The 14,640-nt window shown below is 72.6% G+C and carries 14 protein-coding genes and 1 pseudogene; 7 read left to right on the plus strand and 8 right to left on the minus strand.

What is annotated here, in order from left to right:
• Positions 1 to 117: 117 nt before the first annotated feature.
• From AB0E77_RS03325 to AB0E77_RS03345, 5 genes are all read left to right on the plus strand, one after another.
• Positions 118 to 1,389, plus strand: coding sequence for a multidrug effflux MFS transporter (locus AB0E77_RS03325; RefSeq protein ID WP_361564786.1), 1,272 nt, complete (start codon positions 118 to 120; stop codon positions 1,387 to 1,389).
• Positions 1,344 to 2,516: a serine hydrolase domain-containing protein gene (locus tag AB0E77_RS03330; RefSeq protein ID WP_361564788.1), complete on the plus strand. Its 1,173-nt coding sequence runs from the start codon at positions 1,344 to 1,346 to the stop codon at positions 2,514 to 2,516. The genes AB0E77_RS03325 and AB0E77_RS03330 overlap by 46 nt, the downstream gene beginning before the upstream one ends.
• Positions 2,517 to 3,132: 616 nt before the next feature.
• A complete protein-coding gene (locus tag AB0E77_RS03335; protein ID WP_361564791.1) occupies positions 3,133 to 4,122 on the plus strand; it encodes a small ribosomal subunit Rsm22 family protein in 990 nt (329 codons plus the stop codon).
• A 43-nt stretch (positions 4,123 to 4,165) separates the two neighbouring features.
• Positions 4,166 to 4,792 (plus strand): TetR/AcrR family transcriptional regulator, encoded by a 627-nt coding sequence (locus AB0E77_RS03340; RefSeq protein ID WP_361564794.1) that lies wholly within the window; start codon positions 4,166 to 4,168, stop codon positions 4,790 to 4,792.
• Positions 4,793 to 4,883: 91 nt separating this feature from the next.
• The gene (locus AB0E77_RS03345; RefSeq protein ID WP_361564797.1) at positions 4,884 to 5,615 is read left to right on the plus strand and encodes a bifunctional DNA primase/polymerase; all 732 of its coding nucleotides are present in this window, start codon (positions 4,884 to 4,886) and stop codon (positions 5,613 to 5,615) included.
• A gap of 1 nt (position 5,616) precedes the next feature.
• Here the strand turns inward: AB0E77_RS03345 and AB0E77_RS03350 are convergent, their stop codons facing one another.
• From AB0E77_RS03350 to AB0E77_RS03370, 5 genes and pseudogenes are all read right to left on the minus strand, one after another.
• Entirely contained in the window at positions 5,617 to 6,609 is a 993-nt protein-coding gene (locus AB0E77_RS03350; RefSeq protein WP_361564800.1) for a hypothetical protein, read from the minus strand.
• On the minus strand, positions 6,569 to 7,441 hold the full coding sequence (gene efeU / locus AB0E77_RS03355) for an iron uptake transporter permease EfeU (protein WP_361564803.1): 873 nt from the start codon (positions 7,439 to 7,441) through the stop codon (positions 6,569 to 6,571). The genes AB0E77_RS03350 and efeU overlap by 41 nt, the downstream gene beginning before the upstream one ends.
• A 2-nt stretch (positions 7,442 to 7,443) precedes the next feature.
• The gene (efeB, locus tag AB0E77_RS03360; RefSeq protein ID WP_361564806.1) at positions 7,444 to 8,697 is read right to left on the minus strand and encodes an iron uptake transporter deferrochelatase/peroxidase subunit; all 1,254 of its coding nucleotides are present in this window, start codon (positions 8,695 to 8,697) and stop codon (positions 7,444 to 7,446) included.
• Positions 8,698 to 8,712: 15 nt separating this feature from the next.
• Positions 8,713 to 9,867, minus strand: a complete 1,155-nt coding sequence (gene efeO / locus AB0E77_RS03365; protein ID WP_361564809.1) for an iron uptake system protein EfeO — start codon at positions 9,865 to 9,867, stop codon at positions 8,713 to 8,715.
• 188 nt (positions 9,868 to 10,055) lie between these two features.
• A pseudogene (locus AB0E77_RS03370) lies at positions 10,056 to 10,419 on the minus strand (hemin ABC transporter ATP-binding protein); the annotation flags it as partial.
• A gap of 138 nt (positions 10,420 to 10,557) precedes the next feature.
• Here AB0E77_RS03370 and AB0E77_RS03375 point away from each other — a divergent pair.
• Positions 10,558 to 11,202 carry a PhzF family phenazine biosynthesis protein gene (locus AB0E77_RS03375; RefSeq protein WP_361564812.1) on the plus strand — a complete coding sequence of 215 codons (645 nt, stop codon included), beginning with the start codon at positions 10,558 to 10,560 and terminating at the stop codon, positions 11,200 to 11,202.
• A gap of 9 nt (positions 11,203 to 11,211) precedes the next feature.
• On the opposite strand, the gene AB0E77_RS03380 is transcribed toward AB0E77_RS03375, so the two are convergent.
• Positions 11,212 to 11,859 (minus strand): biliverdin-producing heme oxygenase, encoded by a 648-nt coding sequence (locus AB0E77_RS03380; protein WP_361564815.1) that lies wholly within the window; start codon positions 11,857 to 11,859, stop codon positions 11,212 to 11,214.
• A gap of 170 nt (positions 11,860 to 12,029) precedes the next feature.
• The gene (gene map, locus AB0E77_RS03385) at positions 12,030 to 12,887 is read right to left on the minus strand and encodes a type I methionyl aminopeptidase (RefSeq protein ID WP_361564818.1); all 858 of its coding nucleotides are present in this window, start codon (positions 12,885 to 12,887) and stop codon (positions 12,030 to 12,032) included.
• A 57-nt stretch (positions 12,888 to 12,944) separates the two neighbouring features.
• Between map and AB0E77_RS03390 the strand changes: the two genes are divergently transcribed.
• A complete protein-coding gene (locus AB0E77_RS03390; protein WP_361564821.1) occupies positions 12,945 to 13,175 on the plus strand; it encodes a hypothetical protein in 231 nt (76 codons plus the stop codon).
• Here AB0E77_RS03390 and AB0E77_RS03395 read toward each other — a convergent pair whose 3' ends face one another.
• On the minus strand, positions 13,176 to 14,480 hold the full coding sequence (locus tag AB0E77_RS03395) for an MFS transporter (RefSeq protein WP_361564823.1): 1,305 nt from the start codon (positions 14,478 to 14,480) through the stop codon (positions 13,176 to 13,178). It lies immediately after the preceding gene.
• Between the last annotated feature and the right edge of the window lie 160 nt (positions 14,481 to 14,640).

Genomic DNA, 14,640 nt, shown 5'->3' on the forward strand with positions numbered 1-14,640 from the left:
GCCCCCACCCTCGCTCACGTTCAGACAAGCCCGTACGAGCTGAGAGCATAGGTGCCGGATCTGTCTGAGAGGGAGGGGCACATGCCCGAGCGCGGGCCTGTCATATCGCACGTGGCGATGTCGGACACCGTTCGTCAGGTGCGCGGTGGCCGCCAGGGGCGGGGGCGGGGCGGCCGGCGTACCGGGTTGCTCGTCACGCTGGTCCTGGGGTGCCTGACCGCCACCCCGCCGCTGGCGATGGACATGTACCTCCCCTCGTTGCCGCAGGTCACCGATTCCCTGCACGCGCCGGCCGCGACCGTGCAGCTCACGCTCACCGCCTGCCTGGCCGGCATGGCCCTCGGTCAGCTCGTCGTCGGGCCGATGAGCGACAAGTGGGGGCGTCGGCGTCCACTGCTCACCGGCCTCGCCCTCTACGTCGTCGCCACCGCGCTGTGCGCGCTCGCGCCCACCGTCGAACTGCTCGTCGCCTTCCGGCTGGCCCAGGGCCTGGCCGGGGCCGCCGCCATCGTCATCGCGCGGGCCGTCGTGCGCGACCTCTACGACGGCGTGGCCATGGCCCGCTTCTTCTCCACCCTCATGCTGATCTCCGGCGTCGCCCCCGTCGTCGCGCCGCTCATCGGCGGGCAGATCCTCCGGGTGACGGACTGGCGGGGCGTGTTCGTGCTGCTCACCGCGGTGGGGCTGCTGCTGGGAGGGCTCGTGTGGGCCAAGCTGCCCGAGACACTGCCCGAGGCCGAACGGCACGCCGGCGGGGTCGGCGACACGCTCCGCTCGATGCGCGGTCTGCTCGCCGACCGGGCCTTCACCGGGTACATGCTCGCGGGCGGCTTCGCCTTCGCCTCGCTCTTCGCCTACATCTCGGCCTCGCCGTTCGTCGTGCAGGAGATCTACGGCGCCTCCCCGCAGACGTTCAGCCTGCTGTTCGGGCTCAACTCGATCGGCCTGGTCGTCGTCGGGCAGGTCAACGGCAAGATCCTCGTCGGACGGGTCAGCCTCGACCGGGTGCTGGGCGTCGGCCTCCTCGTCGTCATCGCCGCCGCGAGCGCGCTGCTGCTGATGACCCTCGGCGTCTTCGGCGAGGTCGGGCTCGTGCCGATCGCCGCCGCGCTGTTCGTGCTGATGTCCGCGATGGGCATCAGCCTGCCCAACACCCAGGCGCTCGCGCTGATGCGGGTCAAGCAGTCCGCCGGCTCCGCGTCGGCGCTGCTCGGCACGTCCTCCTTCCTCATCGGCGCGATCGCCTCGCCGCTGGTGGGGATCGCGGGGAAGGACACCGCGCTGCCGATGGCGGTCGTGCAGCTGGGGGCGGCGCTGGTGGCGCTGGGCTTCTTCCTCGGCCTGTGCCGGCCGGCGGCTGCCGGGCGTACGAAGGGGGCGGAGAGCTGAGCGCGCCGAGACTGCGCAGCGGCACCCCGGAACGGGCCGGACTCGATCCCGGGGAGCTGGCGCGTGTCGTGGAGGACGTGCACGCCCTCACGGCCGGGCAACGGCCCTGGGCGGCGGGCGCCGTCGTGGCCGTGGGGCGCGGGCCCGTGCTCGCCGTCGAGGAGGCGGCGGGGTGGGCCGTGCGGTACGCGTCGTACGACCCGGACACCGACGCGGGCGTGGAGCTGCCCGCCGGGAAGCGGGTGCCGATGACCGTCGGCACGCCGTTCGACCTGGCATCGTTGACCAAGCTGTTCACCGCGGTCGCCGCCGTGCAGCAGATCGAACGCGGCACGCTCGGCATCGACGCGGAGGTGGGGGCGTACCTGCCCGACTTCCGCGGGGCCGCGGCGCACGGGGTCACCGTGCGGCAACTGCTCACGCACACGTCCGGACTGCGGCCCGAACTGCCGCTGTACGACTGCGCGGACGGCGAGGAACGGCTGCGGCGGCTGCGGGCGGAGCCGCCGGTGGGGGTGCCGGGGACGTACTGCTACTCCGACCTGAACATGCTGCTCCTGCAGCACGTGCTGGAGCGGGTCAGCGGGCGGCGCCTCGACGTCCTCGTGCGGGACGGGATCACCCGGCCGCTGGGGATGACCGCGACGCGCTTCGGGCCGTGCCCGGGGGCGGCGGCCACGGAGGACCAGCGGCGGCCGTGGGCGAAACTGGACCGGGGGATGCTGCGGGGGGTCGTGCACGACGAGAACGCCTGGGCGCTGGGTGGGGTGACGGGGCATGCGGGGCTGTTCTCCACGGCGAGGGATCTGGCGGTGTTCTGCCGGGCGCTGCTCGCGGGGGGTTCGTACGGGCCGGCGCGGATCCTCGGTCCCGACTTCGTGGAGCTGCTCCTGAGGGAGCCGGGGCTCGGGTTCGCGCTCGACCAGCCGTGGTTCATGGGGGAGCTGGCGGGGCGGGGGGCGGCGGGGCACACCGGGTTCACGGGGACGATGCTGGTCCTCGACCGGGCGACGGACACGTTCGCGGTCCTGCTGGCCAACACGGTCCACCCGCGACGCCGTCCGCCGGACAACGGGCCGCGGGCGGGGCTGGGGTCTCGGGTGGCTCGGGCGGTGCGGGGGGTGTGAGCGCGGGGTGCCTCCGGCGGTGGCGGTGGTGGTGCGGGTGCGATGCCTGCGGCGGCCTGTGGCTGCTGGGTGGGGGTCCGCGTAGCGCGTTCCGTCCGGTGGTGGGTCGGGGCCGCGCCGGGGGGTGTCCGTCCTCGGAACGGCGCGAAATCGGTCACTTTCGACAGACGGGGCGCGGACGCGCCAACCGCTGCGGGCGGACACCCCCCGACACGGCCCCTTCTCGCCGTACGCGGCTACCCGTAGTCTCCCCCGCCGTCCCCGTAGTCTCCCGTAGTCTCCCGCCGTCCCCGCCGTCCCCGCCGTCCCCGCCGTCCCCGCCGTCCCCGCCGTCAGAGCTGCGGGCAGTCGTGCCTCCCCAGTGCCTTGAACGGCCTGGGAGGTACCCCCAGGGGTGATGGGGGTCCCCCCGCGCATGGGGGTCCCCCCGCGCGAGCGAAGCCGAGCGTGGGGGAGAAGCCGAGCGTGGGGGAGGCACCCCGCAGCGCCGGGCCGCGTCACCCACCCGCCCCGCACCCACGCCGGGCACCCCTGCAGCGCCGGGCCGCGTGACCCACCTCCGGCCCGCCCGACCGCACCGAGTCACCCGCCGTCTCCACCCCCGTAGAATCCCCGGGTGAACGCCCCCGCCGCCCCCGCCGACACCCTGCGCACCGCCCTCGCCCGCCTCGTCGACGGGCTCCCTCCCCGCCAGGCCGCGCAGGCCGTCGAGCGGCTGATCTCCAACTACCGCGGGGCCACCCCCACCGACGCCCCGATCCTCCGCGACCGCGCGGACGTCGTCGCGTACGCCGCCTACCGGATGCCCGCGACCTTCGCCGCCGTACGGTCGGCGCTCGCGGCGTTCGCCGACGCCGCCCCCGCGTGGGTGCCCGCGAGCCACGTGGACGTGGGCGGCGGGACCGGCGCGGCGACCTGGGCGGTCAGCGACACCTGGGGCGGCGTCCGGCCGGTGACCGTGCTCGACTGGGCCGAGCCCGCGCTCGCCCTCGGCAAGGAGATCGCCGCGGCCCATCCCGCCCTGCGCGACACCCGCTGGCAGCGTTCCCGGATCGGCGCCGCGCTCACCGTGGAGAGCACCGACCTCGTCACCGTCTCCTACGTCCTCAACGAACTGACCGCCCCCGACCGCGCCGCCCTCGTCGACGCCGCCGCCGGCGCCGCGCAGGCCGTCGTCATCGTCGAGGCCGGCACTCCCGACGGTTACGCCCGTGTCATCGAGGCCCGGCAGCGGCTGATCGACGCCGGGTTTCATGTCGCCGCGCCCTGTCCGCACAGCGCCGGCTGTCCCATCGTGCCCGGCACGGACTGGTGTCACTTCGCGGCGCGGGTCAGCCGGTCCTCCCTGCACCGGCAGGTCAAGGGCGGTTCCCTGGCGTACGAGGACGAGAAGTTCAGTTATGTCGCCGCCGCCCGTTTTCCCGTGGACCCCGCTCCGTCCCGCGTCGTCCGGCGGCCGCAGATCCGCAAGGGGCAGGTCCTGCTCGATCTGTGCGAGAGCGACGAGCAGCTGCGCCGGCGGACGGTCACCAAGCGTCACGGTGATCTGTACAAGGCGGCCCGTGACGCGGACTGGGGCGTTGCCTGGCCTCCGGCGGCGGAGTAGGTCAGGCGAGACGGCGCGTCTTGTCTGCTGGTAAATTCGGGGCATGGCCACCCAGAAACCCGCCCAGGTCCCCGACGTCACACGCCGCAGTGCCAGGTCCCGCCGGGCCATCTACGACGCCGCCCTCGCCCTCGTCGCCGAGGTCGGCTACCCCCGGACCACCATCGAGGGCATCGCCGCCCGCGCCGGCGTCGGCAAGCAGACCATCTACCGCTGGTGGTCCTCGAAGGCCGACGTCCTGCTGGAGGCCTTCCTCGATCTCGGCGAGCAGGCCGCGCAGGCCGCGGGGCAGCAGACGACGTACGCCATCCCGGACACCGGTGATCTCGCCGCCGACCTCAAGGCCGTACTGCGGGCCACCGTCGACGAGCTCACCGACCCGAGGTTCGAGGCGCCCTCGCGTGCCCTCGCCGCCGAGGGCGTCGTCAACGAGCAGCTCGGCCGGGAGTTCGTGACCAAGCTCCTGGAGCCCTCGCTCCAGCTGTACGTGGACCGGCTGCGCGCCGCCCAGGACGCCGGCCAGGTGCGGGCGGACGTCGACCCGCGCATCGCGCTCGAGCTCTTCGTCTCCCCGCTCGCCCAGCGCTGGCTGCAGCGCACGGGCCCCTTCGGGTACGACTACACCGACACCCTCGTCGACTACGCGCTGTACGGGCTCGCTCCCCGCTGACCAGTGAAGTTTGTCCCTTCCCGACCCCGAAGCGCGAAATGGTGGGACCATAGGGCATGCTGATGCGCACGACGGCGAGGCGAGGGGATAGATGAGCGCGGACTTCGGTGGCCGGACCGGCCTGCGGGACAGACTCTCCCAGTGGCTGCGCAAGGGCCGCGCGAAGGAGGCCGCCGATGACGGTGGCCGGGAGTCCCTGCTGCTGGCCGCCGCCGACGCGGGGCTGCCGCTCGCGCCCGCCGCCCACCCGGTCGGCTACCGGTGTTCCTGCGACCGCGTCGGCTGTCCCACTCCCGCCCGCCACCCGGTGTCCTTCGCCTGGCAGACGCAGTCCACCACCGACCGGGCACAGCTCGAGCGCTGGGTCCGGCACCAGCCGCAGGCCAACTTCATCACCGCGACCGGCATGGTGCACGACGTCCTCGACGTGCCCCTCGACGCCGGTCGCGAGGCGTTGCGCCGGCTGCTCGACGCCGGTGTCGAGGTGGGGCCCGTCGCCGAGAGCGACGACGGGCGCATGCTGTTCTTCACCCTGACGCGCGGCACGCCGGAGGAGGAGGACGAGTGGTGGCCGTGCGAGCTGGACTGCCACCCCGAGACCATGGACGAGCATCCCGGGCTGCGCTGGCACTGCCGTGGTTCGTATGTGCTCGTACCGCCGGCCCGGCTGCCCGGTGAGGACCGAGCTGTGCACTGGGAGCGCGGGCTCGAGCATCCGCTGCCCGATCCGCTGACCCTGCTGGAGACCCTCACCGACGCCTGCGCCCGGCACGTAGGGGAGGAGAGCGACCACGCCGGTGCCGCGTGGCCGCTGCGCCGCTGAGCTACTCGCCCTTCGCCGACGTCATGCCCTGGATCCGGCCCAGGACCGTGACCTGGCCGGGGCCCGCCGGGTCCAGCGCGACCTCGTTGGAGACGAACTCCATCGTCAGCGACTGCTTGATCTCGCCGTCCGTCAGCGCCAGCACGTCCTTGTTCGGCGTGGGCACGGACGTGCCCTGTGCGGCGGTCTGCTTCTCGAAGTGGCGCGTGGTGAAGAACACCATCGCCCCGCCGTCCTTGGTGCGCAGCGCCAGCGGCGCGTAGTCGCCGTCGGTCAGCGGCTCGTCGATGTACTGGGTGACCAGGCCCGGCCGGGTCGACCGCTTCTTGCGCAGTTCCCGCCACGCGCTGGTGTGCGTGCCGTCCGCGAAGGTCTTCCCGCCGTCCTTGAGGTACGTCGTGTAGTCCTCGCTCAGATCGGTGGGCGCGGCGGCCAGTTCGGTGGAGTTCGCGGGGACCGCTTCGGCCCAGCCGTCCTCGTCGGTCTTGAACTCGGGCACGTCGTCGGGGGCGACCAGCGTCAGGTACGCCACCTCCCAGGTGTCCTCCAGGCCGTCCCGGGTGAACACCAGCAGCCAGCGCGCCTCACCGCCCTTGTTGGCCTTGGTGTCCGCTACGAACCAGCGCGGCCAGCCCGCCTTCGCGGGGATGGTGAACTTCGCGTCCGTCAGCTCCAGCGGCGAGTGCGACGGATTGCCGTCCGGGTTGTTCACCCGGCCCGCCTTCAGCCGGGCCGCGTCGATGGCGCCCAGGGCGCCGGTGGTGAACTCGGCGTCCAGGGAACCGTCGTAGGCCTTGTCGGCCTTGTTGTACGCGTCCGTGAACTGCTCGAGCGCCTTCGCGGCCTCCGCCCGGGTGGTCGCCGGGAGCACCTCGCGCTCGCCGTGCACCACCACGCAGCCGCTCGCCGACAGGGACAAAGCGGTGACCGTGGCCGCTATCAGTGCGCTCCGGTCAAGTCTGCGGGGCCTTCGAGGGCCGCGATCCCTGCTCATCAGGTTCCTTCACCTTCCCCTTCCCGGAGGCGAACCCTACCGGGGCGAGGAACAGCGCGAGCGCCGGGACCAGGTACAGCAGCCACACCGTGACCTGGAGGACGGTCGGGTCGGGCTGGAAGTTGAACACACCCTTCAGCAGGGTGCCGTACCAGCTGGACGGATCGACGGTGCTGCTGATGTCGAAGGCCAGGTTCGTCAGGCCCGGCAGCAGGTCCGCCTCCTGGAGGTCGTGCACGCCGTACGCCAGCACGCCCGCGGCCACGACGACCAGCATGCCGCCGGTCCAGGTGAAGAACCTGGCCAGGTTGATGCGCAGCGCGCCCTTGTAGAACAGCCAGCCCAGGAGGACGGCCGTGGCCAGGCCCAGGGCCACGCCGATCAGGGGGCGCGGGGTGCCGTCGCTCGCCGCGTGCACCGAGGCCCACACGAACAGGGCGGTCTCCAGACCCTCGCGGCCCACGGCGAGGAACGCGGTGGCCACCAGGGCGCCCGTGCCCATCCTGAGGGCCGCGTCCAGCCTGCCGTGCAGCTCGGACCTGAGGTGTCGGGCGGTGCGCCGCATCCAGAACACCATCCACGTCACCAGCACCACGGCGAGGATGGACAGGGAGCCGCCGAGGGCCTCCTGCGCCTTGAACGTCAGCTCCTGCGAACCGAACTCGAGCGCGCAGCCGAAGCCGAGCGCGATGACGACCGCGACGCCGATGCCGGCCCAGATGGGCTTCAGCGCGTCCCGGCGGCCCGTCTTGACCAGGTAGGCGATGAGGATGCAGACGACGAGGGAGGCCTCCAGGCCCTCACGCAGTCCGATCAGATAGTTGGAGAACACGGTTACGCCTCCTTGGCGAACAGCGTGCTGCCCCACCAGTCGTCCGCGTCACGGACGCCGGGCGGGACCGCGAAGACCGCCGAACCCACGTGCTGGATGTACTCGTTGAGCGCGTCCGTCGCCAAGTTGCGCTGGACGCGCACGAAACCGGTGCGCACGTCGCGCTGGTAGGCGAGGAAGAACAGGCCCGCGTCCAGGCGGCCCAGACCGTCGGTGCCGTCGGTGAAGGAGTAGCCGCGGCGCAGGATCGTCGCCCCGCCGTTGGCGTCGGGGTGCGCGAGCCGCACGTGCGCGTCGGGCTTCATCGCCTTGAGGAAGGGCTCGTCGCGCTCCTTGGCCTTGCCGACGGGGGCGCCCTCGCCCTTGTCGCGGCCGAAGACGTCCTCCTGCTCCTGCAGCGAGGTGCGGTCCCAGGTCTCGATGTGCATGCGGATACGCCGGGCCACCAGATAGGAACCGCCGGTCATCCAGTCCGGGCCGTCCTTCGCGCCGACCCACACGTGCCGGTCGAGGCGGTCGGTCTCCGTGCCCGAGATGTTGCGGGTGCCGTCCTTGAAGCCGAACAGATTGCGCGGCGTCTGCGCGTCCGTCGTCGTCGAGGACGTCTTGCCGAAACCCAGCTGGGACCAGCGCACGACGACCTTGCCGAAGCCGATGCGGGCGAGGTTGCGGATCGCGTGCACGGCGACCTGCGGGTCGTCCGCGCAGGCCTGGACGCACAGGTCGCCGCCGCTGCGGCCGCGGTCGAGGTTGTCGCCGGGGAACTTCGGCAGGTCGACCAGCGCCTCGGGACGCCGGGCGGCCAGAGCGAACTTCCCGAACAGGGACGGGCCGAAGCCGATGGTGAGCGTCAGCCGGGACGGCTTCAGGCCCAGCGCCTCGCCGGTGTCGTCCGGCGGGGCCTCGGCCAGTCCGCCGTAGGCGCCCTCGCCGACCGGTTCCCCGGCGGTCATCCGGCGCGCCGCGGCCGTCCAGTCCCGCAGCAGCCGCACGAACTCGGCGCGGTCGTCGGTGGTCACGTCGAACGCCGCGAAGTGGAGCCGGTCCTGCACCGGGGTGGCGATGCCCGCCTGGTGCGCGCCGTGGAAGGCGACCGCGCCGCCCGCGTCGGCGCCGGCCGGGTCCACGTCGTCGCCGGCGCGGGCCATCGCCATCGCCCCGCCGGCCGCCGCCGCACCGAGGGCGAGCCCCGCGCCGCCCCAGCCGATGAGGGTGCGGCGCGAGGGGGCGGGCGTGCCGCTGTCCGTGTCCGTCATCGTCGTACCTCCGCGCTACTTGCCGACCACGGCGGCGGCGAGCTTGGACAGCGGCTCGGCGAGCGCGTTGACCGCGTCCGACAGCTCCTTGCGGTCGGCCCCGCCGACCTTGTCGTAGGACGTGAACTCGTACGAGGAGGTGTTCGGGCGGTAGCGGTCGAGCAGCTTGTCCAGCGCGGCGAACCGCTTGTCGAGCTCCGCCGTCAGCGCCGCGTCGTTCTCCTTCGCGACCGGCTTCAGCAGCTCGTACGACTTCTGGGCGCCCTCGACGTTGGCCTTGAAGTCGACCAGGTCGGTGTGCGAGTAGCGCTCCTCCTCGCCGGTGACCTTGCCGGTGGCGACCTCGTCGAGGAGTTCCTTGGCGCCGTTGGCCATGGAGGTCGGGGTGATGTCGGCGGTGCCGACGCGGTTCTGCCAGTCCTTCAGGTCGGTGACCAGCATGCCGGCGAGCTCCTTCTCGCGGTCGCCGATCTTCTTGTCCTGCCACAGCGCCTTCTCCAGGCGGTGCCAGCCGGTCCAGTCGGTCGCCGGGTCCTGGCCCTCCTCCAGACCGTCCTCGCGGACGTCGACCTTCGGGTCGATGTCGCCGAAGGACTCCGCGACCGGCTCGGTGCGCTCCCAGCCGATGCGGGAGGGCGCGTACGCCTTCTTCGCGGCCTCCAGGTCACCGGCCTGCACGGCCTTCGCGAACGCCTCGGCCTTCGGCAGGGTCTCGTCGGCCTGCTGCTGCGCGTACTGGCGGTAGGCGGCCACGGCCGCGTCCAGGCGCGGGTCGCGCTCGGCGGCCTTGCCGCCGGTGGCCTCGACGTCCTGGCGGATGCCCTTGCCCTTCATGCCCGGCTTGCACGCGATCCGGTACTCGCCGGCCTTCACCTCGGCGGTGACCCGCTGCTTGGTGCCGGGGCCGATGTTCTCCCGCTCGGTGACCACACGGTCGTCGGGGAAGAGGAGATAGACCTCGGTGACCTTCGAGCCCTTGTTCTCGATGGCGAGTTCGACGTGCCCGGCGGGGAACTCCTTCGCCGACACCTCGCAGGAGTCGTCCTTCGCCGTGACGGCGATGACGTGGTCGCCGTCGGCCGCGTCGCTCTTCTCCGTACATCCCGTGACAGCGGTCAGGGCCGCCGCGGTGGCGACGGCGGTGACGACGGAGAGTCTGACGGGTCGCATACGGGCTCCCAGGAATGGCCGAAAAGACGTGTGATGGGGGTCTCAAGGAAGGTGAGGCTCGCCTAAGATACCCAAGGTTTTCCCGTGCGATACCCCCTGTGGCGGTGATGCGAATCTCATGGACGGTGTATGAGCACGGGGCGGTCACGGTGGCTTAAAGACGTACTCATAGGAGGGTCAAAGGAACGTCAAAGGTTGCGTCGCGGGCTCACCAGCAGCGCCCCCGTCCGCGGAAGCGGAAGCACCTCCACCGGCTGGTCGTAGACCTCGGAGAGCAACTCCTCGGAGAAGGTCGCGGCCGGCGGTCCGTCGGCCGCGACCCGGCCGGCGCAGGATCGCGACCCGGTGCGCGTACGCCGCCGCCAGCCCCAGGTCGTGCAGCACGACCACCACCGCGTCCCCGGCGCGCGCCCGTTCCCGGCACAGCCGCAGCACCAGTTCCTGGTGCCGGAGGTCCAGGGCCGCGGTCGGCTCGTCGAGCAGCAGGGGCGCGCGCCGGGTGAGGACCCGGGTGAGGGCCACGCGGGCCCGCTCCCCGCCGCTGGGCGCGGCGGCGGGCGTCGCGGTGGCGCTCGGCGCGGGCACGGTGCTCGTGGCACGCAGGCGGCGGGCGACCACCCGCTGACCCCCACGCCGGGCGGGGGCGGGCGGACCGTCCCCGCCCCGCCGCCACGGTGCTTCAATGCCCTGGTGACTGACTACGACGTACTGCGCGTCTTCTGCGCGCCGAACGGCGGATACGGCAACGAGCTCGGCGTCGTCCGGGACGGCTCCGTGCTGCCCGGACGGGACGAGCGGCAGGAGCTGGCCGCCAAACTCGGCTTCAGCGAGACCGTGTTCGTGGACGACCCCGAGCGCGGCGCCGTCGACATCTACACGCCCACCCTGCGCCTGCCGTTCGCCGGGCACCCCTGCGTCGGCACGGCCTGGCTGCTTGACGTGCCCGAACTCCTCACCCCGGCCGGGGCGGTGGGCGCCCGGCAGGACGGCGAGTTCAGCTGGATCGAGGCCCGCCCGGAGTGGGCACCGCCGCGCACGCTGCGTCAGTACGCGGACGTCGCCGAGGTCGACGCGCTGCCGGTGCCGCCGCAGGGGGAGTGGATCTACGCCTGGGCTTGGGAGGACGAGGCGGCCGGCCGGGTGCGGGCGCGCGCCTTCCCCGGGCGGGACGACGGCATCGACGAGGACGAGGCGACGGGGGCCGCGGCCCTGCTGCTGACCGAGTGGCTGGGCCGCGCCCTCAACATCACGCAGGGGGCCGGTTCGCAGATCCTCACGGCCCCCCAGCCCGAGGGGTGGATCGAGGTCGGGGGGCGGGTCCGCCTCGAGCGGTGACCCGCCCGGTCACGCCGAGAGCGGGAACTCCTCGCCCAGGGCCCGGAACACCGCCGTGTTCAGCGCGAAGGCCCGCTTGCACTCGGCGACGACCCGCTGCTTCTCCAGCTCGTCGGCGCGCACGCCGTCCAGCAGCTCGCGGTACTCGCGCTTGAAGGCGGCCGGGTTCGTGATCCCCTCGAAGACGTAGAACCGCACCCCGTCGCCCTTGCGCGCGAACCCCCAGGTGCGCTCCGCCTTGTCGCGGATGATCTGGCCGCCGGACAGGTCGCCGAGGTAGCGCGTGTAGTGGTGGGCGACATACCCCGCCGGCCACTCCTCGGCGCACTCGCGGACCCGGGCCGCGTACTCCTCGGTCGCGGGCAGGGCGCTCAGGCCCGCGCGCCAGTGGGGCCCGCGCAGATGCGCCAGGTCCCGCTCCAGGGACTCCAGTCGCAGCAGCTCCGGCCGGATGAACGGCCCGGCGACCGGGTCCTCCGCCAGCCGCCCCGCACCGGTCTCCAGGGCTTCGTAGACGAACCAGAGCTGCTCGGTGTAGCGCGCGTAAGCGTCCACGCCGAGCCGGCCGCCGAGCAGATCGCTCATGAAGGTGGAGGTCTCCGCCTCCACGTGCTGCTCGTGGGAGGCCGTGCGGATGAGGGTGGAGAAGGAGTCCATGGGCCGATTTTCTTTGGTTAGCCTTACCTAAGTCAATAGTGATCCCGACTGATCGTCGGTAAAGTTTCCGACGGGCTGTCGGTAAAAAGCGTACCTTCCGCGGCCGGCCACGGCACGCGAAAGCCCGCCCTCCGGAGAGAGCGGGCTCGGGTGCGCGGGGCGGTCGGGCCTCAGGGCAGGGTCAGGATCTCCGCCCCCGCGTCCGTCACCACCAGCGTGTGCTCGAACTGCGCGGTCCGCCTGCGGTCCTTCGTCACGACCGTCCAGCCGTCGTCCCACATGTCGTACTCGTGCGTCCCGAGCGTCAGCATCGGCTCGATCGTGAAGGTCATCCCGGGCCGGATGACGGTCGTCGCGTGCGGGCTGTCGTAGTGCGGGACGATCAGCCCGGAGTGGAACGACGAGTTGATCCCGTGCCCGGTGAAGTCCCGCACCACCCCGTACCCGAAGCGCTTCGCGTACGACTCGATGACCCGGCCGATGATGTTGATCTGCCGGCCCGGCCTGACCGCCTTGATCGCCCGGGCCAGGGCCTCCCGGGTCCGCTCGACCAGGAGCCGGCTCTCCTCGTCCACGTCGCCGACCAGGTACGTGGCGTTGTTGTCGCCGTGCACACCGCCGATGTACGCCGTCACGTCGAGATTGACGATGTCACCGTCGCGCAGCACGGTGGAGTCCGGGATGCCGTGACAGATCACCTCGTTGACCGAGGTGCACAGGGACTTCGGGAAACCGCGGTAGCCGAGCGTCGAGGGATAGGCGCCGTGGTCGCACATGTACTCGTGCGCCACCCGGTCCAGCTCGTCCGTCGTCACACCCGGCGCGATCAGCTTCGCGGCCTCGGCCATCGCCCGCGCCGCGATCCGCCCGGCCACGCGCATCGCCTCGATCGTCTCGGGCGTCTGCACCTCCGGGCCGGTGTACGGTGCCGGCGCCGGTTTGCCGACGTACTCGGGCCGGCGGATGTTTCCGGGTACGGAACGGGTGGGAGACAGCTCCCCTGGTACGAGCAGCGACTGGCCAGACATGCGGCGAGTCTAACCAGCGGGCTCGGGGGAACATGTCGGAGGCGAGAGGAGCTGGTCATGGCCCTGTTCAAGAAGCGCACGGTCGGAAAGCCGGGCGAGTGGTACTACTGCCTGGAGCACAAGAAGGTCGAGGAGGGTCCGGAGTGCCCGGCCAAGGACCGGTTCGGGCCGTACGCCTCCCGGGCGGAGGCCGAGCACGCGATGCAGACCGCGCGTGAGCGGAACCTCGAGTGGGAGAACGACCCCAAGTGGCACGACGCCCCGGCCGGACCCGCGGACGAGGACTGATCAGGCGCTCGGCACGGCGGCGGCTGCGCGCTGGTCGCGCAGCCGCACCGCGTGCTCGTTCGTCCGGACGTCGTACGCCATCAGCCTCGGCAGGCACAGCGCCAGCAGGCCCACCGCGCCGGCGCACAGCAGCCCGCCGGACCACACGGACGCCCGCACCCCGACCAGCGCGGCCGTACCGCCCGCCCGGACCTGACCGAGCTGCGGGCCCACCGAGTACGACAGCAGCTCGATCCCCGCGAGGCGGCCGCGCAGCTCGTCCGGGATCGTCTGGTTCCACATCGCCCCGCGGAAGACGCCGCTGACCATGTCGCAGGCGCCGGCCAGGACGAGACAGAGCAGCACCAGCCACACGTTCCCGGCGAGACCGGAGGCGGCGATCGCGACGCCCCAGCCGACGGCCGCCAGCACCACCGCCCGGCCGTGCCGGTGCACCCGCGACGTCCAGCCGCTGCTGACGCTGACCAGCAGCGAGCCGGCCGGGATCGCCGCGTACATCAGGCCCAGCGACCACTCGGCGTCCAGCTCGTCCGCCAGGAACGGCAGCACGGCGAGCGGCATCGCCAGGAACATCGCGGCGAGGTCGATCGCGTACGTGCCCAGCAGCTCCTTGCGGCGCCACGCGTACCGGGCGCCCTCCGCGATCGCCGCCCAGGACGGCTTCGCCGCCTCGTGGGCGGCGGGGGACGCGGCGAGACCGACGCCCAGCAGCACGGACACCGCGAAGGTCACGAGGTCCACGGCGTACGCCCACCCCAGCCCCGCGTACGCCACGACGACCCCGGCCAGCGCGGGGCCGGCGATGCCGCCGACCTGCCAGCGCAGCGAGTTCAACGCCGCGGCGGCCGGCAGGTGCTCGTGCGCCACGATCCGGGGGATCAGCGAGTCCAGGGCGGGCCGCTGGACCGCGCCGAGCGCCGAGGTGAGGGCCGCGACGACGTACAGCGGCCATACGGCCGGGCCCGGCAGCAGCGCGTTGACCAGCAGAACCGCGCACAGCACGCCCTGACCGGCCTCCGTCCACAGGATCAGCTTCCGTTTGTCCCAGGCGTCGGCGAGCGCCCCGCCGTACAGCCCGAACACCACCAGCGGCACCAGCTCCACGGCCCCGATCGCCCCCACGGCGGCGGCCGACCCCGTCAGCTCCTTCACCTGCACGGGCAGCGCGACGAACGTCAGAAAACTCCCGAAGTTCGTGATCAGTCCCGCCACCCAGAGCCGCCGGAAATCGGCAGAGGCCCGCCAGGGCGACAGATCGGGCAAGAGCGCACGCAGCCCGGCGGGCCCGGGGGAGTCATCGGTCACGAGGCGCCATGGTTCGACGGGAGGAATACCGGGGGCAACCGATTTTCACGCAGCCGGCGCCGTCGTAGCTGCGGGCAGTCGTGCCTCCCCCAGTGCCTGAACGGCCTGGGAGGTGCCCTCAGGGCGGCACGGGTGGGCGCTGGGGGTCCCCCCTCTGGGG

The organism is Streptomyces sp. NPDC032940 (assembly GCF_040636935.1).
GTDB lineage: Bacteria > Actinomycetota > Actinomycetes > Streptomycetales > Streptomycetaceae > Streptomyces.